The organism is Methanolobus sp. WCC5, assembly GCF_045690325.1.
In the GTDB taxonomy this organism is placed as follows: domain Archaea; phylum Halobacteriota; class Methanosarcinia; order Methanosarcinales; family Methanosarcinaceae; genus Methanolobus.
This window is the reverse complement of sequence record NZ_CP146981.1, coordinates 1,369,164-1,388,651: the sequence shown is the minus strand read 5'-3', so window position 1 is coordinate 1,388,651 and position 19,488 is coordinate 1,369,164. Positions and strand designations below refer to the sequence as shown.

Here is a 19,488-nt window from a genome sequence, read left to right as displayed (position 1 = left end):
AATATCATGCATACAGACTAACCTTTCGAAGAAGATTACATGGTTGAAACTTTAGTGTTTAAGGAGATAAAATCAATTTCCTCCTTAACAGTTAATTTAAATTGCAAACATAACTCTACTTATGATTATAATTTTAATAAGTCTCATACATATTTGTGTAAACATAGCAGAGGTGTACAAGATGAAACTAATCCTTGTAGTGGAAGATAATATTGAGAATATGGAATTGATTGTTTGTCTACTTAAGCTGAAAGATTATGGTATTAAGATTGCAACAGATGGGGCAGAAGCTGTAGAACTTTCCAAAAGATACAATTTTGATCTTATCATATTGGACATATATCTCCCCATCATGAATGGTTTTGAAGTTCTTAAAAGACTAAAACACACCATCAATTCAAATACACCAGTAGTAGCTGTAACTGCAAGTATATTGGAAGGCAATAAAGAGCTACTTCTTGCTGCAGGATGTTCAGAGTGCCTTGAGAAACCATTTAACACGGATGTATTTTATAAAACTATTTCTTTTTATTGTAATTGAAAGGTTAATTTTAAATACAAGCTGCATTTAAATATAAACTGGGTAAAGAGAATCCAAATCGTAACGTTATCTTGTTGAACTGAGGTTAGTGAACGAGATTTTAGATTTTTGTTTTACGAGTGGGTTCATTAAAGGGTGTGGGTCGAGTCAACAGAAGGAGGGGGAGCCTCCCCCTTCCATCCATCTAGGTAACAAAAGTAGATTTAAAAAATGGAAAAACAAATATTTGATTTTTTCAACTATAAGTTTAAAAATAGAAAGATTAAGCAACTTCGCCAAATGCGAATTTACTCAACACTTTGTTAACTTTAATAGTTACTTCATCACCGACTTCGGTGTTTGGAACAAAGACAACAAATCCGCTTACTCTTGCGATTCCGTCTCCTTCTCTTGCAATATCTTCAATTGTTACATCATAATTTAGTCCAGCTTCTACTGGAGCAGTTGAATTCATGTTGCTAAACAAATATTTCACGTCCTATTTATACGCTTAAAAAGAATACAACCATTTGGCCGAAAATACGAAAAAACAGTAATTATAAAAAATACTATCTGAACCTATTATCCAACAAATCATTATCGAACTCTAAAAGCATTCTTTATGTGGTATAGATGGTATATATAGATGTTCCCTGCTCCATACGAGATTTTAAGTATGTGTATAAAACTCAAAAAAGTTACATGGTCCAATTTGATTTACTGCAGCTCTCAATCCTTCAAGAATATATGTGAACCTCTTTTTTGTTCGTGCGATGATGTGCTCAATCTAATAAACCCAGTTCTCATGGGCCAGTGGCATGTTATTCAATTCATCCCTGTACAATCTCCAATGTGGCATGTATCTATCCATCAGGTCCCTGAAATGGTCATTATGCTTTCTCTCGAGTAAATGGACCATCTCATGGACAAGAATATATTCCAGGCAGTGAGGTGACTTTTTAATAAGTTCCAGATTTAACAATATACTACCACTTTTGGAATTACAGCTACCCCACTTTGTTTTCATTTTCCGGACTCCCCATGAATTGACCTTGACACCAATGATCTCCTCCCATTTCTCGACAAGAGGTGGTATACGTTCTTTAAGCTCTTTTCGATACCATTCCATGAGTACCTTTTCGCGCTGATTTTCATTAGCATTCTCACGAACAAAAATGTCGATCACGGTTTTGTTACGAACAACAACTTTAGCAGGTCCGCTATGGTATACAATATTTAAAAGGTAACGCCTTCCAAGATAATAATGGCTCTCCCTACATACATATTCACGGGCAGATTGCCTCTCCTGGGAATGAAACCTGCTTTGCTGTCGTTTGATCCAGGACAGCTTTGACACTACAGCCAGGCGAACTGCCTCATCATCCACTGTAAGAGGTGCAGCTACCCTTATCCTGCCTGCAGGTGGATAGACACCAAGATGAAGGTTTTTGATGTTCTTGCGGACAACATCGACCACAAGGCCATTCACATTTATCTGATGCATGGTGGTTACTTATATTCTTCCTGCTCCTCAATTAGCTTCATAATATCATCTATCTGATGTTCTTCAAAGAGCGTGTCTTGAATTGCATTGCGTAGAAGCTTTATTTTGAAGGGATTATTTTGCCAGTCGTCCTGTTTGTTCATCCGGATCGCTTTATCAACTTGTAATGCCAGCTCTTCGTCATGTCCAAAGTTATCGTACAAAGCTCTTTTTGCAGGGGAATCAAGACTTTTAGGATAGTTGGAAGTGCTTGTCGGGTCTTGAAACAGTTTCATTAATTCTGCCATTCTTTCAAGGTATTCCTTGTATTCAATCACGTTTGCCTTGCGCTCCTGTATCAAAGCATCCAGCAGCTCGGACATTCTTTCATAGTACTTTGGATTAATGGGTGATTCGTCTATTATGAGCCTGCGGACATTGTTCTCAATTGTCTCGGCGACCGCTTCCTGATTTTGTCGTATGCTCTTTGGCAGGCTGTTAATGGCATCTGTACCTTGCTCAATAACAAGCTGAACTAATGACATATCGTCAAATGCAGATATCTTCTCACTATCCTCTGCACGGATGTAGGTGTCGATAAGATGCCTCATTGCAGGTTCATATATCTTAAGATCAATGTAATCACCACTTGCCAGCTTTACTTCGTTACGTACCATTTCAAAGTGTTCGACATCCTGACGAATCCTCAATGCCTCATCTGTTTTGTAGCCGGCCTCTGCCATATCACCTGCAATGTTTGAGTATGCACGCAGGAGTGCAGCCACTGACTTGTATAAGGCCAGTCTCTTAGGCTCATTTTCCTTGAGCTCATCTTTGTTTGATGTATCACCTGCACAGAAATAGTGTAGATAAGCTAAAGAGTCGCGACTTTTAACTGGTTCACAGAGTGCTCTTACGGTTTCAAGGGTTTCCTCCAGTCTCTCACGGGCCATATCAACACGGTTGCTGAGCAATCCTTCAACATCTTCCTTATCGTATCCATCAAAGGCTTCAGAGGTGTAATCGCCGATCGCCTTCTCAAGACTGTTGAACAGGTCCTTATAGTCGATAATATAGCCATACTCCTTGTCATCGCCGTCAAGCCTGTTAACGCGACAGATGGCCTGGAACAGTCCATGATCACGCATCTGTTTGTCGATGTACAGGTAGGTTGCAGGTGGTGCATCAAAACCTGTCAGAAGTTTGTCCACAACTATCAGGAGTTTCATCTGACCGGGTTCTTCGATAAACTTCTTCTTGACAGCCTTTTCAAAGTCCTCGACCTTGTTCATTGCTGTATCTTCGGGTTCATGGAACCACTCAGCAAGCATCTTGCGATATATATCATATTGCCTCAGTCTTTCAGTAAGACCTTCACCGCTGATCTCACCCTTGATATCTGCCGGTGAGGGTTTGTATGATGTTACTATCGCACATTTGCCTAGCAGGTCTGTCCTGGAGAACAGTTCATAGCATTTGCATGCCTCGTAGATGCTGCTGGTCACAAGCATTGCATTTCCACGGCCGCTTTGCAGTCGGTCCTTTGTCTCCATGTCAAGCAGGATATCGGCAACTATCTTTTCGAGTCTTGACTGACTGGAAAGCACCTTCTGCATGGTTCCCCAGCGTTTCTTAAGCTGGGCCTTTGCTATATCGTTGAGCCCTCTGGTCTTAGCCTCGAACCATTGATCTATCTTGCCCTGTGATGTTATGGCCTGGTCAATATCCCGGGCTTCATAGCGCAGGTCAAGTACAACTCCATCGGCAACTGCTTCATCATATCTGTAGGTGTGAATGTAGCGTCCAAATATCTCCATGCTCGTCTTTTTGTCCTTCTTTAACAGCGGGGTTCCGGTAAAACCTATGAAGAGTGCCTCTGGCAATATCCTCTTCATGGCTGCATGGAGTTTGTTGGACTGGGTACGGTGGCACTCGTCAACGAAGACGTAGATGTCACCCTTAGCTTTAAAATCAGAAGGTAAGGCTTTACTGATCTCCTCTACAAAACCGTCCACATCAGTTTCATCTGTACCCTTTGCCTTGCTGCCAAACTTGTGAATGAGTGAGCACATGAGCCATGGCAGGTTTGCGTTTAGATTGTTGATAAGGTCCTGTCCGTTCTTAGTGCGGTAGATATCTTCACTGACCCCTTTGAACACCTTCTCTATCTGTTCATCCAGTTCTATACGGTCAGTGATGAGCAGGACCCTGGAATCGTTCAGATTCTCGCGGATCCATTTGGCAAGCCATACCATTGTCAGGCTCTTACCACTGCCCTGTGTATGCCAGATGATGCCGCCCTCCCGTCTTTGGAGGAATGATTGTGCCTCTTTGACACCAAAGTATTGGTTTGGACGACAGATCTTCTTTATGCCGGCATCAAAGACCATGAAGTTGTGGATGATCTCCAGCAAGCGGTTCTTTTCACACAACTGTATCAGATGAAGGTCGAGAAGGTTCTCTATCGTACTCTCCTCTTTCCAGGTCAGGTAATACTTCTCGGTTGTTTCGATGGTGCCATAGCGGACCCCCTGAGTGTCATTAGCTGCCATGATGAGTTGTATGGTCGAGAAGAACGGGCGGATGAATGTGCTGTTCTGGTTCCCGATATTCTGGCGTATGCCTTCACTCACAGAGATTGTCGAACGTTTGAGCTCCAGCACACCAAGGGCAATACCGTTGACATATAGCACGATATCCGGACGCTTGGTATGTTCGCCTACTATGGTTACCTCCTCAGCAATTGCAAAGTGGTTCCTCAAAGGATTTTTCCAGTCAATGAGCCATACTGTCTGTGTGTTCTCACCGGCCTCAGGTTTAACCTTCACCCCATAGCGCAGCAGATTGTAGACATCCTTGTTGATATCATACAGACTCCGGCTCTGGTCACCTGCAACCTTGTTGAGCTCATAGAGGGCCTTATTGATCAGGGATTCATCATAATGCTGTTTGTTCTGCAGAAACGGACGCAGGTATTGTTCCTCTATATTGCGGTTGTCATACCTGTCCTGCCAGTTCCCGAGATAATCATAACCCAGAGTCTTATGGAATAATTCGATAATCCTATTTTGCGTTTCACGTTCTCGTTGTCCAACCGTGGTCACACTTTGCACCTCCCCCTTTCAACGGCATGCAATTCCAAACAATCATTTGCAAAATGACCGAACAACAGGGTCCTGAGGCTCATGGTAAGTGTTTCCCTGCTAATCTGTTTTGAAATAGAATTTGTATTGGATGGCAGGGTACAGGTGGTAGGTGAGGATGATTGGTACTCACAGTTCATTCCTTGACCTCCGGCTCAACAAGTCTGATCCTTCCGGTCAATAGTTCCTGCATCATGCCCTGTTTGATGAGCTTTGTCTTGTCAAGCTTCTTCTCAAGGGCTGTTATCTCAGTATCCATGTCGGAGAGGATCGTGGCGATGGCTTGTTGTTCACTGACCGAAGGTAAGGAAACATCTACACTTCGCAGAGATTCCTTATTTAATGTGTAACCTTTCACTGCCTGTTTGCCATAAAGTGAGAATTCAGTCCTACCAAGAAGATAATACATAAACTCTGCATTTTCTCTAAGGTTATTAAAGCTACAAATCGCTTCATTAGTGTAGAGATCACAACCTGCAAAACATAAACGACCAATAGAAAGCTTAAAACTCATCAATAGTGTTCCCTTATGAATAACTTGCATTCCCACTGTTGCTAACTGAGTAATTTCTTCCTTGGATTCAATCACTATCTTCTCTTTCAAATCAGCTATAGAAAGCCATTTATATCCGGCACCCCAGAAAGTTTTATTTGAACGTGAAGGTGTTCTCCCCATGGATATATCACATATATCCCCTAACTTCTTCACTTCCCACTCCTCACTGAACCCCGGCAGCCGCCTCTTCCCCGTGAGCAACTCCTGCATTGCCGCCTGCTTGATATCGCGCTTCTTGGCGATGAGCCGGTCCAGTGATTCGATGAGGGCATCCACGTCTGAGAGGGCAGTGGCGATGGCTTGTTGTTCTTCAATGGATATTGGAAAAGTAATCGGAAGAAGTTTTACCAACTTTGCAGTATAACTCTGTTGCTTCGTACCTTGACAATATTGTAAAGCCAACTCATTTCCGCGAAAAACGTAATAGTGATACAAGTATTCTGTTTTAAGTTCTGAAGTAGGATAGATTGCCATGCAGGACTGATTGGTCGCAGCCGGGCTTCCTACAATTCCACAAGCCCCTCTTGTACCGGCTGCTTCTAGACCTGTTATAGCAATTAAGAACGTGCCCACTGGGTGTATCTTAAGGTTGGTATTCTCGACTGCTTTGTCTGATATGTGTTCAAGAGTATCATTTATAACATTATAATTGAGCTCTCCACTTGTTATCCACTTAACGTTGCCTTTATAATAATCAATTCGTCCTCGATATGGGGTTGCACCACTTGAACAACTATCAATGACTTCTCCAAGTAGTTTTGTCTGCCACTCATCACTGAACACCAGACTCTTTTTCTTTTCTGTCACTAATTTCTGGTCGTCCATCTGCTTACGACGTGGTATTAGTTCCATGCAAATCCCATTTTCCTGAGGTGTTCATCGACCTTGAGACTCAGCTCATCTACCTCAGCGGTGAGAGCAGGCAACGGAGTATCATAGCGCTCAGAGAGTTGCCTGATACGACTGATAAGTTCCTGGGAGACACGGTCAACCTCGGTCTTAATGTCGGAGCACAGGGTACTGAGCCATTTATCCTCAACCACAAGTTCCTTGACATCTGCCTCGGTGAGCTCTGCATACTTATTGAAGATCAGTTTGTTCAGCGCCTCGGTTGCATCTTTTATCTGGCTTTTGATAGTTGAATCCTTATCTGTAAGCTCAAGATAACTTTCAAGCACCGCGCGTTCATCAACGGATTCAGGGTCATTCCTGATATCTTTTAATCTTGCAGTGATGTCCTTTTTGGTGATGTTGCCCTTATCGTTAATGACATCATTGAGCAGGCCCTCATCACCGCCATGCTCTTCCTTTAGCTCCTCCATCTGCAGGTTCAGGCTCTCCTGCTCAGACTCCATCTGTTCAATGGCTGCCTTCTCATCAGAGAAATAGCGGGCTATGACCAGTTCAGGTGGGATAAGGTCCGCCTTATATTTGTGCTTCCCAATGACAATATCTGGTGCTTCCTTGCTCTTGCTACCCTTCTGGCTGATTATCTCTTTCAACCTGCATGCACCAACCCAGTTGTCGGCTGTTATCATATACACATCATCCTGCATGGTATCAGCCCAGTAGTTCATCAGGTGCTGGTAGACATTATACTTATCAATGAGTGAAACGCCCGTGAACACCCTGAGCAGGTCCTCTGAGAGCTTATAGATCAGCTCTTTTGGATGTTCCTCATGGTCTATATTATAGAGCAGTTCAGCATTATTATCACGCCACCTATCGAACAGCTCTCTGATGGTCTGGGTATATGCCTTGAATTCAGGATTTGAATGAATGGTAGACTTAAGCTCGGAATCCTCAACCTTCAGGACACTGTAACCCTGCCTGTCAGCAGGCTCAAACAACTCATCTTTCAGGGCAGAGCTGACAGCCCAGTAATCAGACAGACCATCAATATCCCTTTCAGGAATACCGCCTTTCAGATGAGCCTCGATATCCTGGAGGTCTTCAGGTTCAGTGCTGTCTATATATCGTGGAATGTTGAGGTTATAATCGTTCTTCTCGATCTCCTCCAGGCTCACCATGCGCGAATAACGCTCGACCTCATACTGTCTGTTAAAAGTATCAACTATCCTGTGTATGTCCTGGGAGCGGAGGCGGTTCTTATTACCGTCCTTCATGAAACCCCTGGAAGCATCTACCATAAAGATACCTTTACGCTCAGAAGAGAACTCCTTGTCCATTACAATGATACAGGCAGGAATTCCGGTACCAAAGAACAGGTTTGCAGGAAGGCCTATTATCCCTTTGATGACACCCCTCTTCACAAGATTGCGTCTGATATCACCTTCAGCATTACCTCTGAACAGCACTCCATGAGGCAATATCACTGCACCCTTACCAGCGCTTTTCATGGACCTGAGGATATGCAGCAGGTAGGCATAATCACCATTCTTGGACGGCGGAACTCCATCCACAAAACGCCTGAACTCATCCTCTGCAGGGTTAAAACCTGTGCTCCATGCCTTGTCCGAAAACGGAGGATTGGCCACCACAAAATCAAAGGTCTTAAGACTACCATCACTGTTCTTGAAGTGAGGCGCCGAGAGAGTATTATCCTGCCATATCTCCGCTGTGGGATTGTCGTGCAGTATCATGTTCATCTTGGCAAGACCTGCAGTGGAATTATCTTTCTCCTGGCCGTAGATGGTAATGCCCCTGGGTGCCTCATCAGCAGCTTTAAGCAGCAATGAGCCTGAGCCGCATGTGGGGTCGTAAATGGTCTGGTCCTGTCGTGTGTTTCTGGTAATCCCCACCACCTTTGCTATCACCCTTGAAACCTCGGCCGGTGTATAGAACTGCCCCTTACTCTTCCCGGATTCGGTGGCAAAGTGTCTCATCAGATATTCATAGGCATCTCCCAGGATATCATCATCTTCCGCACGGTTGCTGCTAAAGTCCAGATCATTGCTCTGAAAAATGGATATGAGGTTACTGAGCCTGTCACTCATCTCCTTGCCCTTGCCAAGTTTATTATCATCATTGAAATCGGCCAGGTCTATAACTCCCTTAAGGCCGTTAGCATCAGCCAAGCGTGCAATGGTCTTGTTGATCTTGTCCCCTATCTCTTTATCACCCTTGAGAGAGACCATGTAATCAAAGCTGCCATCCTTTGGAACCTCGATCAAGGCACCTGGTTTACCCGCATATTTATCAGATACATACTTGACGAACAGAAGGGTCAGGACATAGTCCTTATATTGGGAGGCGTCCATTCCGCCCCTTAACTCATCACAGCTCTTCCACAGGGAGCTATAGAGTTCAGATTTTTTAATTGCCATTGGTTATGCCTCGTTTGAAATGTATGATTAAGTGTAGTAACGGGTCTAGATTTAGTATCAACTGTATATATTTTTAGATTATATATCTGTATTGTATTGATTTGAGATATATGGAACATGGAACAGCAGGAACGGATTGAACAGTCCAGAACTAGGGTTCTTCCTAAGAGTATGCCTACAAGTTAGATTGAAAGGGTACAGTGGTGAGATATTGTAAACTAAATTGTTCCTTGGAGATACAATGGAACAGCAAGAACGGGTGGAACAGTCCATATAGGATACCTAAGAATGAGACTTAAGGGTACAGTGGAGATGTTTTGTAAACTAAGTTATTCCCTAGAGTATGTCTAAGGATTATACTAACGGGTACAGGGTTGAATTGATAGATATGATTTTATCACTACCAATTACTATACTATCAATTAATGAATAGTGAAGGTATAGAATTAAATCCTATACCCCCCTAATACCTAATATATAGTGTTCTAGTTGTTCCAGGTGTTCCAACATCAGGATGCAATACTGGTGTCAGTATACCTCTTTGATTTTAGCACTTCTGGACAATCAGGAACTCCATCCATATTTTCATCTTCTGAATCAGAGAAATAATATCTCTGGAAGGCCTCTTTCCACGCGTGGCCATTTTTGAAGACATATCTGCGAGTTTTCTTTTTGCCACCAGTGTTGATAGGTACACTGTTGTTTTCAACCATCACTCCAATGCTACTAAGTGTCCGTGTTGCGTTCTCTCCCAAGAGCATTGCAAGCATTGTTGGGCTGACTGCCGACAGACTACCATCTTCCATACGGAATTGTTCAAACTCCTCTGGCACGTTATCTTCTCCGACAGCAAGGGAATAAAGCTGGTTGAATGCTTCACCTTCTTTAGATTGTGACCTTGTCTCCCTCAATTCACTCTGCCTCTGGAGAATGTAATCCCTGAATCTCTTCTCGCCTTCTGGCATTAACTGGAAGATCAATGACAGTGGAGTAGCCATCTGCTTAAGCCTTGCTTCAATAGGTAAATCCCCATAATCGTAGATGTTGTAAGCATCTACATACTTCCAGCTGTAAATGGCAAACTTTGCAAGGATCGCACGAATCTCCTCAACTTCTCTATCATATACTGGCGGGAGATTAACTGGAATATCCCTCCTGCTCGTTTCTCTTGGAGTGAATGAGATTACACGTCCCTCTGTTGCATTGTCAGGGAATGTCTTCCTCATTGCAAAGACCTTTGGACAAAACGGATCAAAATAATCCGACTTTGTCACATCGCTTGGATTCGTCTTTATAAAGGACTGACCCTTTTCAAACCCAAGGTTAATGGCCTTTACTAAATCATTTTCTGCACCACCGCTTAAATCAGCTTCATCCATCCTTAAAGTACCATGCCAGAGCTCATTAAACCTGATTATTCCACTTGCTGAGCTACTTCCTGCAGCAGACACAGGATAGAAGCAAATGTCAGTGATGGCCCTTAATATTCTCGACTTTCCTTTTCCTGTGTCTCCTATGAACCTCAAATATGGTACCGTGTTCACCTTTCTGTAAAACCATGTGAACAGAATGAAATAGCTGAATATCTCAATATCATCGCTTTGCATATCGATGTACTTGTAGAGATGTTCCTTGATCATACTGCAAATGGGCAATATTTCCAATTGTTCAGTCTGCTCCATCATTTCTTTCAGAGGAACACCTACTATTGGATAATAAATACCCCTGTTAAATGGAAGGTCCTGTGGGTAGATCGTCTCACCATCTTTCTGAATGCTTTCAGTATACTTGATCTTACCATCTTCCAGATATGCGAACAGCGCTTTGTTCCTCGCTGTTCTCACAGTTAGGTAGATGGCATCATCTGTGTACTCATAAGCTCTTTTTACCACAGTTACCTCCTGCACTTCATCAGTTTCTTGTGCAGTTGAATTGTCTTCTGGGCCTGAGTTATCTTCATTGCTCATTCCATGTTCCTTCTTCCAGAGATCATATTCTTCCGCAATCATTCGATCCATCATTTCATCGTCTTCGATACTGATCAGATTTTCTGTTCCAATCTTATTTGCTGAACTTACCATTTTTTTACCTCGTTTTTGTTGGAGAAATTCCCATCACAAATCCACAGTATGGACTATCTGTGCGATTGGAAAGTTAACTCCTGTATTTTTTACACTCTGCTTTTACTCGAAACCTCTTATCTTATTCAAAGATTTGAAAAGCTCATCTCTGACCTTCTTTCTCTGACCTTCGATTTCGAGTATATCTTTAACTGCAGATTCTATATCCACAGTCTCTATCTCGGGAGATGTATCTACATACAAAGGCATACTCAAGTTGAACTCATTTTCTGCGATCTCAGATATGGGTACAACCCTGCAATATTTTTCAATATCACTGTATTCCTTGAATGAGCTGACAATTTTTGCAGCATTCTCATGCCTATAGGAATTGTCACGCCTGTCTTGCTGGAACTCTTGGTCTGCCGCTATGAACAACACAGATTTTGTCCTCTCTGCAGGCTTTTCCATATTTATGACTATAATATAAGTTGGAATAGCCGTATGAGAAAACAGACCAGTAGGCAGAGCAATAACTGCTTCAATTAGGTCACTCTGTGTTATCCCCTTGCGAATGCTACCTTCTGACCCGCCTCTGAACAAAATTCCTGCTGGAGCTACTGTTACAAGCTTACCCTTTCCGTTCAGATTTGCAATCATATGTTGAAGGTATGCAAAGTCACCTGTACCCTTTGGTGGCACTCCATAACGGAACCTGCCAAATGGATCCTTCTTGGCAACCTCATATCCCCAGTCCTTTTTGGAGAATGGTGGGACTGAAATAACTCTGTCAAACTGCATTAAGTTCCCATTCTCTACAAACCCGGGTTCTGTGATCGCATCACCAAGTTTGATAGTTGGATTCAAACTACCACTGATGGCCAGTGCTAACTTGGAAATCCTCCAGGAATTCCTGTTCACCTCCTGCCCATAGAGTTTAAGAACTCCCTCTCTATCTCTTGCTTTTAGGTATTCATTGCATTCTACCAGAAGACTTCCTGTACCACATGCCGGGTCGCAGACAGTCATTTCGTCATCCGCTTCAAGCAAAGCCACCATTACATGAGCCAGGGATTGGGGTATAGCATATCCCTCCAGGGCCCTCTTCTCATCCAAAGCAAGCTTATAGATTATTCTCTCAAACATCCTTACTGCATCCTCTGGGTCTGCTAGGTCACCATCGCGCAGGGGGATGTCTGATAGGGATTGTATAATATGGAATACACCAGCTTCAAGCTCTCTATCTACATTGAGAACTTCTGCATCCTGGCAATAAGATTCAAGTGCATCCTTTAGATTTTCATTAAACTCGCCAAGACCTTCAAAAGCTTCGCTTAATGCTGATCCAAGACTATGGTTTACTTTCTGCAGGGTTGCCCATCTTGCAACTTCTGGTACGTAGAAGTTGTGGTATTCAGGCATATTCCATGCTTTGCCATAGTCACCAGTTTCCTGAAAGATCCTCTCAGCTGCCTCTTCAAAAGAATCCGACATTCTCTTCATAAAATAAAGGGGAATTATGAACTCTTTTGATTTTCCGGCAGATGCACTTTTCATCTTGGAATAGACATTCATTATTTTAGTTTCCAATGATTTTGTTTCAGTCATTTTGTCATCACCCTTTTTTATGAGTCCATTGTTTTGACTATCACTGCGTCGATGATGTGATTCCAAATCTCAGCTTCTTTTGAGAGCAGGGTGCTGTATTCTTGTGCGAGTGCAATGAACTTTTGCAGATCCTGCTGCAGTTCTAATGAAGGCACAGGGACTAGAACATTGCTTAATTGTGTTTTGTTGAGTCCGACTGTTGTCCCTCCGCTTGCCCACTTCTTAAGTTCTTTTTGTCCAGCGGGAGAGTTCAAATAGGCTGCTACGACTGCTGGAATCACAGAGTCCGAGAAAGTAATTGCAGTTATGTTTGCACTGATGACAAATCCATCTGCTGATTCGTCTGCAACTGCTGCCTTAAAAGTCCCAATCGTACTAAGGACAAGGTCCCCTTTAGAAACCCTAGATTTCTCTAAAGCTTCTGTCTCGTGTACTTTTACACGCTCGACTGAGCTAGCATCAATTACTCCATCATAAATATCTTTGAAGTTTATTAAAGGAACTTCTTTTTCACTCTCGCCTTGATTTTTTAAGTAATAAGATGATAGTCCACTCTTAAAAACAAGGCTTAATTCTCCAATCGATCTCTTTACTAATCCATTATTCATAACTGTTTACTCCGGTTAATCACTATAATTAGTAATATGTGCTGCAGCTATATATAGGTTACGATTATCTATGGCTAATAAACAACAACCTGTAATTAATTAGTTATAGGCAATGGTTATTGCATAACACAGGATATAAAGAAAAGGAAACCTTAAAATTTGCAATGTGAAACTGTTAGATAATGAATTAACCGTGGTTCAGTATTATGTTACAAAAAAATTAGTTTGAAAGGGACTCTGTCGGCATCCAGAACCACATGCTTATACTCTGCTGCATCCCTGTTGTTCCTGAGCTTATCGGCTGCCTGCCACATTTTCTCCTCAAAACCGAGCTTAGCGCCGTTAGAAACATTTTTATTTTGAGCCATCACTATCAACTACTAGTAACCCCATTTTATGTATGATATAACTTTGTTTCGGATTCATTATCTGGATATGCATGTTGGATGTCCTAAAGGGTTCAGTGTGTTGTTGTCTGGAATGTCGTGGTACCTCTTATGACTTTTATTATACAACTCTTTACACCCCTTTCAATTATCCACAGAAAGAATTCAAAGTCTAACAACTATCAATACCTTGGTATTATGCTTGGGGTGTGATTGAGAGGTTCAGTGGGTGGTGTAGTGATTGATTTTCAATTGCTTTGAACGACCTTAGGAGATTAAACGTAAGAACGCCTAACACACACACCTGTACCCTGATATCAAATGCCAGCAGTTAACCAGAATTTTCTAAAGATAGTCTTAAGTTAGAATCCTTTACAAATAAGACGATAAACGAGAAGCATAATCAAGCGTCTTTAAACTAAGACATCACGTAGAATTTAGAGGATTTAGAATGTCTGATTCATATGAAGAGCATTTCTATCTAAATCCTTAAAAAGGAAAAGTGAGTGTTTCATACCTCTTGAAGATGCTTTATAAGCAATCCAAACTGTTCTTCCACTTCTGCCAGCATGCCTGCAGCTTCCTCCACTTTACGCAATCTTGCTGCTTTTTCCATCTCACCGGCAATTCGACTTAAAGCCATCCCACCGATATTCGCCGATGAACCTTTAATCGCGTGTGCACAATTGCTGATCTCCTCAGCATCTGCATTTTCGAGACTTGTCTTCAGGGATTCTATCTGCTGTGGTGTATGTTTCATATAAGTAGAAATTAGCTGAAGTGCCAGTTCAATGTCACCATCCATCCTTTCCATTAAAGCCTCTTTGTCAAAAATGGGTATATCTGTTTGATGAATTTGTCCATCGGAGTGGGTATGTTCATGGCTTTTTGCATTCAATTCCTTTGACCATTTATCCAGCAATCCTATGAGTGCCTTCATTGAAACCGGTTTTGCGATGTAATCATCCATTCCTGCTTCAATGAAACGTTCCCTGTCTCCTTTCATGGCATGTGCTGTCATAGCTATTATAGGCACATCACTTTTGAGGTCAGATGAAGCACAATCCCGGATATGTTTTGTAGCCTCAATACCATCCATTTCAGGCATCTGCACATCCATGAGCACCAGATCGTAAGGAATCATTTCAAGTGCTTTTATCGCTTCCTTGCCATTGGCCACAGTGTCCACTTTGTGGCCTATTTTCTTTAACATGCTTTGAGCGACTTTCTGATTCACAATGTTATCCTCGGCCAGCAGGATTCTTAGACCTTTATTTACTCTTCCAAATGCATCACCCTGCAAAACAGACGTCTCTGAATTTGCAGTATCCATCTTTGTATTGGAAAGACATGATAGTTTCTTGAGCAGTTCCACATGATTTACCGGCTTGGTAATGAAGGCAATGAACTGGTTTTTATCAGATTTATCAGAACCCTGCCAATGTCCAAGTGAGGTCAGCATCATGAGAGGAACATCTTTGAGTTTGTCGTCAGATTTGATTACATTAGCAAGAGTAATGCCATCCATGCCCGGCATTTGCATATCGAGAAGTGCCACATCGAATTGCTCTTGCTCCTCATGTGCCTGATAGAGTTCTTGCAGCGCAGCAGCACCATTGCTAACCTCGGTCACTTTAGCTCCCCTCGATAAAAGCCAAACCCTCAGTATTTCACGATTGGTTGCATTATCATCCACCACCAATATGCGTAAATCCTTTATTTGATAATGTGAAGTGCTTTTGGATATTGCACATGAATGCTTAACGAACGGAATTGTGAACCAGAATTCAGAACCAACTCCTTCCTCACTGATCACGCCTATTTCTCCTCCCATCATCTCGACAAGTTGCTTGGAGATAGCAAGACCAAGACCTGTACCACCATATTTTCTTGTGATGGATCCATCTACCTGATAAAATGTGTCAAAAAGAGGTGCCTTTTTCTCTTCAGGAATTCCAATACCTGTATCCCTGACCGAAAAATGTAACAGGGCTTCAGATACAGTCTCTGACACAAGGCTTACACGCACAACAATTTCACCCTTCTCTGTAAATTTAATCGCATTTCCTGCCAAATTCGTCAAAACTTGCTGTAAACGGCTGGAGTCCCCCTTGATATTAACAGGAACATCCGGGTCAGATGCACAGATGAATTCCAATCCTTTGTCATGAGCCCTTACAGCCAGCATTGAAGCAAAGTCATCAAGCATATCGTTTAGATCAAAATCCACAACTTCCATCTCTAGTTTGCCTGCTTCTATCTTAGAAAAATCCAATATGTCATTTATAAGACTAAGCAATAGTTCTCCACTGGTCTGAATCGTTTCAACATAATGGTTTTGCTCTTCACCAAGTTCAGTGTCCATAAGCAGACTGGTCATACCTATCACACCGTTCATAGGTGTACGTATTTCATGAGACATGTTGGCCAAAAACTCGCTCTTGGCCCTGGTAGCATCCTCTGCTCTTAGAAGGGCATTGTCCAGTTCCTTGTTTTTTCTTCTAAGCCTAGATGCATATTCCTTCAGCTTCTCCTCAGCAAGCTTACGTTGAGTAAGATTTATATGCGATACTACGACCTTGCGGGGGAAAGCATCTGTATCTTCAAAGGGACGAACTTTTCCTATAAACCATCTTTTCTCTTCTGGCGAATGACATGGATATTCAAGGTCAAATTCATCACTTAACCCCATCATAACATCTTCTATCCCCTTTGCAAACTGCCAGGCCAAATCACTACCCTCGCCAACAGAATTTTTTGTAATCTGGATGTAATTTGTCCCCTCACTAACCTTTTCAATGTCAGCCGCATTCTCAATAGCAAAGTCCTTCCATGATTTATTCGTCTTAATGATATTTCCAGTTTCATCCAATACACAAATATTGGCATCCAGAGAATCAATTGTGGACTGATTTAGGCTGTTCAGTTCTTTGATAGTTTGTTCTGCATGCCATTTATCAGTGATATCGCGGCCTACACCCAACAAACCAATGATCTTGCCTGCAGAGTTCCTCAAAGGAGCTTTGGTAGTGTAGAGCATTACATTCCTTCCATCAGGATACACTACCGATTCTTCATTATGTCTGGTTTTACCCTCTTTCATCATTAATAGATCGTTCATTCTGAAGAAGTCTGCAAGCTCCTTGCTGAAAAGGTCATGATCTGTCTTACCGATGATATCTTCTCTCTTCCTGCCAACAAAATTTGAGAATTCGGGATTGCATCCCATATATACTCCATCAGGATCTTTGAAGAATATCATATCTGGTATTGAATCAAGAAGGCTTTTTAGTAGAGACCTTTCCTTTTCAAGTTTATTTTCTGCCGACTTTCGGGCGGTAATATCACGGGTATTGATAAGTATCCTTATTTGATTATTTTTATCAACGTAAGAATTAGCAATTGATTCTAGCCAGATATAACCCTTTTCAGGATGCATATAACGGTATTCAGCCTGCTCCTGCTCATTTGTTTCAACAATTTTATTGAATATGCTGGCAACAGACTCAATATCATCAGGATGCAGGTCCTTCATGCAGTTTTTACCCAGTAATTCTTTGCCCCTGCCAAGAATTCGTTGATGGGAAGGAGAGATATATGTATATAGTCCTTCAATATTGGTTTCAATTATAACATCATTCATATTCTGTGTCATCAGACGAAGATGGGCTTCATATTTTTCCCTCCTTTTTTCCGTTTCGATCTTATAGAGGGCAAAACCCAGATCATCTGAAACTTCTCTGAACAGGTCATGTATTTCATCAAGGTCGGCATATTTTCGAGGAAGTGCAACAGACATCACACCATACAATTTGGAAGCATATTGTAGTCGATAACATAAAGATGCACGGTTTGAATAATCATAGGATAGCGGACAACACTGACATTTTTTAGAAGGATCATCTATATTCAAAATTTCGTCCTTTTCCAAAATATGCAGCATACATTGCGGAAATATACCTTCTTTTAATTGTTCCTCCAACCGGTCAAATCCACTGGCAAAATCTGAAAAAGAAGCTGCTGTTGCTATGACATTTTTCTCATCATCAACAAGTGCAATCCAGGCACTGTAATATCCCAGTGTTTCTGTCAGTTTGCCGCAGGCTTTCTGGATAAGTTTGTGCGGATTATTTTCTTTTACAATCATCTGGTTTACATTACGAATTGCAAGAAGAACATCTTTGATATATTCCTCTCGCTTCTGTGCGTTTTTTATGTCCGTTATATCCCTGGCTATACCTTCTAAGGCAATGAGATTTCCGTTGTCATCATACAGATAAGAATTCTTTTGTTCAGTCCAAATAATTTGTCCGTCTTTTCTTATCCAACGAAGTGTTACAGTTGTTAGGTCATTAAAATCTGCTTTTGATAAGCTCTTGAGAATATGAACATCATCCGGATGCACCAGCTTAAGCCCTAGGTCAGGATCTTCATAATGCTCTTCGGGTGTATATCCTGTGATCCTGGTTGAAGCCGGACTAACATAGGTGAACCCTCTTTTAGGGGAGAATTCATAACGATATATCATGTCTTCAGCATTTTCTGCTAACCTTCTGAAACGTTGTTCACTTTCCTTTAACATTTCATCTGCGTTTTTGCGTTCAGTTATGTCCTGGAAGACTGTCGCAAAGATTCCCGTGTCTACCTGATAAGCACTAATGCTATAGTATCGTTGCAATGGTTCAGAGAACATTTCAAAATTAACAGGTTTGCCTTTAAGTGCAACATCACCATATATATCAATAAACGAAGTTTCTTCTATGCCAGGAAGAACTTCACTTACACACTTTCCAACAACATCTTCAACTTTGAGTCCTGTATGTTTCTCGAAGGCTTCATTAACCTCCAGAAAAACATAGTCAATGGGTTTGCCATGGTCATCCTGGACTATTTTATGGATTGCCACAGCACTAAGGGCGTTCTCAAACAGTCCACGATATTTCCCCTCACTCTCGCGTATTGCTTCTTCAGCACCTATCTGCCTTATTATGTTCCATACAGAGTCCATTAGCAAAGTTAACTGTAGCTCATCTACTTCTGTATAATCTGATACTTTGTTTGCAACCGCGGCAACAGCCACTATCTTATTATTTCGGAAAATGGGCACTGTCATAAATCTGTGAAGTTGAACATGACCTTGTGGATAGCCTTTTTTCAGAGGATTTGGACCACTAAAATCATTTATAATGATAGATTTACGTTGCCTGACAGCTTCTCCCCAGATGCCTGTATCATCCAGCCTGTAAACTGTTTGCGGATTAGTAATCTCACACTCCTTCATTACGCCTTTAGACCATGTATTCAGAGTGAATTCTTTTTTAGATTCACTGTAATAATAGATATAGCCAAATTTGCTATCTGTTAACTTGATTGCTTTGTCAAGGGCGAAGTCAAGATATTCCTGGACAGAATTATATCTGGAATGCATAATCTCTGAAAGGATCTTTAGTCGTTTCTCCCAGAGAAGCAACTCTTCTGCAGACATTTTTGTATCGGTTATGTCCATATATGAATTGAGCATACTTTCCACTGGATTACTATCTTGTGCTGACAAGGAAACTGGTTCTTGACCATTTGATTCGAATTTCTTTTTCATCTGTTTTCCTTCACGTTTTTTAAGTGAACCTTTTTGTCCATCCAGATTCATCGATTTATCTATCTTTTAGATTAATTTTAAAAGCAATAATGGGATGCAATGTTTTAATAGAACATATATTATATATATAGATTGACAGTTGAGCATATGTTAAAAAGTTGCTAATATGTGATTACTTAGTGAGTATTTGGATACTCAGCTATATAGAAGATAAATAATCTGTTATGGAGACACACTTTGT

Annotated in this window: 12 protein-coding genes; 1 reads left to right on the top strand and 11 read right to left on the bottom strand. The window is 41.6% G+C overall.

The window, feature by feature from the left end; genetic code table 11:
* The first annotated feature begins 181 nt into the window (after positions 1-181).
* Entirely contained in the window at positions 182-541 is a 360-nt protein-coding gene (locus tag V7O64_RS06590) for a response regulator (protein ID WP_407357206.1), read from the top strand.
* A 262-nt stretch (positions 542-803) separates the two neighbouring features.
* Here V7O64_RS06590 and V7O64_RS06585 read toward each other — a convergent pair whose 3' ends face one another.
* From V7O64_RS06585 to V7O64_RS06535, 11 genes are all read right to left on the bottom strand, one after another.
* Positions 804-995: a TRAM domain-containing protein gene (locus V7O64_RS06585; protein ID WP_407357205.1), complete on the bottom strand. Its 192-nt coding sequence runs from the start codon at positions 993-995 to the stop codon at positions 804-806.
* A 312-nt stretch (positions 996-1,307) separates the two neighbouring features.
* The gene (locus V7O64_RS06580; protein WP_407357204.1) at positions 1,308-2,024 is read right to left on the bottom strand and encodes a M48 family metallopeptidase; all 717 of its coding nucleotides are present in this window, start codon (positions 2,022-2,024) and stop codon (positions 1,308-1,310) included.
* 5 nt (positions 2,025-2,029) lie between these two features.
* Positions 2,030-5,107 (bottom strand): type I restriction endonuclease subunit R, encoded by a 3,078-nt coding sequence (locus V7O64_RS06575; RefSeq protein ID WP_407357203.1) that lies wholly within the window; start codon positions 5,105-5,107, stop codon positions 2,030-2,032.
* Positions 5,104-5,286, bottom strand: a complete 183-nt coding sequence (locus V7O64_RS06570) for a hypothetical protein (RefSeq protein ID WP_407357202.1) — start codon at positions 5,284-5,286, stop codon at positions 5,104-5,106. Before V7O64_RS06570 ends, V7O64_RS06575 begins: the two co-directional genes overlap by 4 nt.
* Positions 5,283-6,527 carry a restriction endonuclease subunit S gene (locus tag V7O64_RS06565; protein WP_407357201.1) on the bottom strand — a complete coding sequence of 415 codons (1,245 nt, stop codon included), beginning with the start codon at positions 6,525-6,527 and terminating at the stop codon, positions 5,283-5,285. The genes V7O64_RS06570 and V7O64_RS06565 overlap by 4 nt, the downstream gene beginning before the upstream one ends.
* Positions 6,528-6,544: 17 nt before the next feature.
* A complete protein-coding gene (locus tag V7O64_RS06560) occupies positions 6,545-8,989 on the bottom strand; it encodes a type I restriction-modification system subunit M (RefSeq protein WP_407357200.1) in 2,445 nt (814 codons plus the stop codon).
* Between the two features lie 509 nt (positions 8,990-9,498).
* Positions 9,499-11,070 carry a hypothetical protein gene (locus tag V7O64_RS06555; protein WP_407357199.1) on the bottom strand — a complete coding sequence of 524 codons (1,572 nt, stop codon included), beginning with the start codon at positions 11,068-11,070 and terminating at the stop codon, positions 9,499-9,501.
* A 102-nt stretch (positions 11,071-11,172) separates the two neighbouring features.
* Entirely contained in the window at positions 11,173-12,657 is a 1,485-nt protein-coding gene (locus tag V7O64_RS06550; RefSeq protein WP_407357198.1) for an N-6 DNA methylase, read from the bottom strand.
* A gap of 17 nt (positions 12,658-12,674) precedes the next feature.
* Positions 12,675-13,265, bottom strand: coding sequence for a restriction endonuclease subunit S (locus V7O64_RS06545; protein ID WP_407357197.1), 591 nt, complete (start codon positions 13,263-13,265; stop codon positions 12,675-12,677).
* 209 nt (positions 13,266-13,474) lie between these two features.
* Positions 13,475-13,633 (bottom strand): hypothetical protein, encoded by a 159-nt coding sequence (locus V7O64_RS06540; protein ID WP_407357196.1) that lies wholly within the window; start codon positions 13,631-13,633, stop codon positions 13,475-13,477.
* A gap of 529 nt (positions 13,634-14,162) precedes the next feature.
* Positions 14,163-19,298: a PAS domain S-box protein gene (locus tag V7O64_RS06535; RefSeq protein ID WP_407357195.1), complete on the bottom strand. Its 5,136-nt coding sequence runs from the start codon at positions 19,296-19,298 to the stop codon at positions 14,163-14,165.
* Positions 19,299-19,488 lie beyond the last annotated feature (190 nt).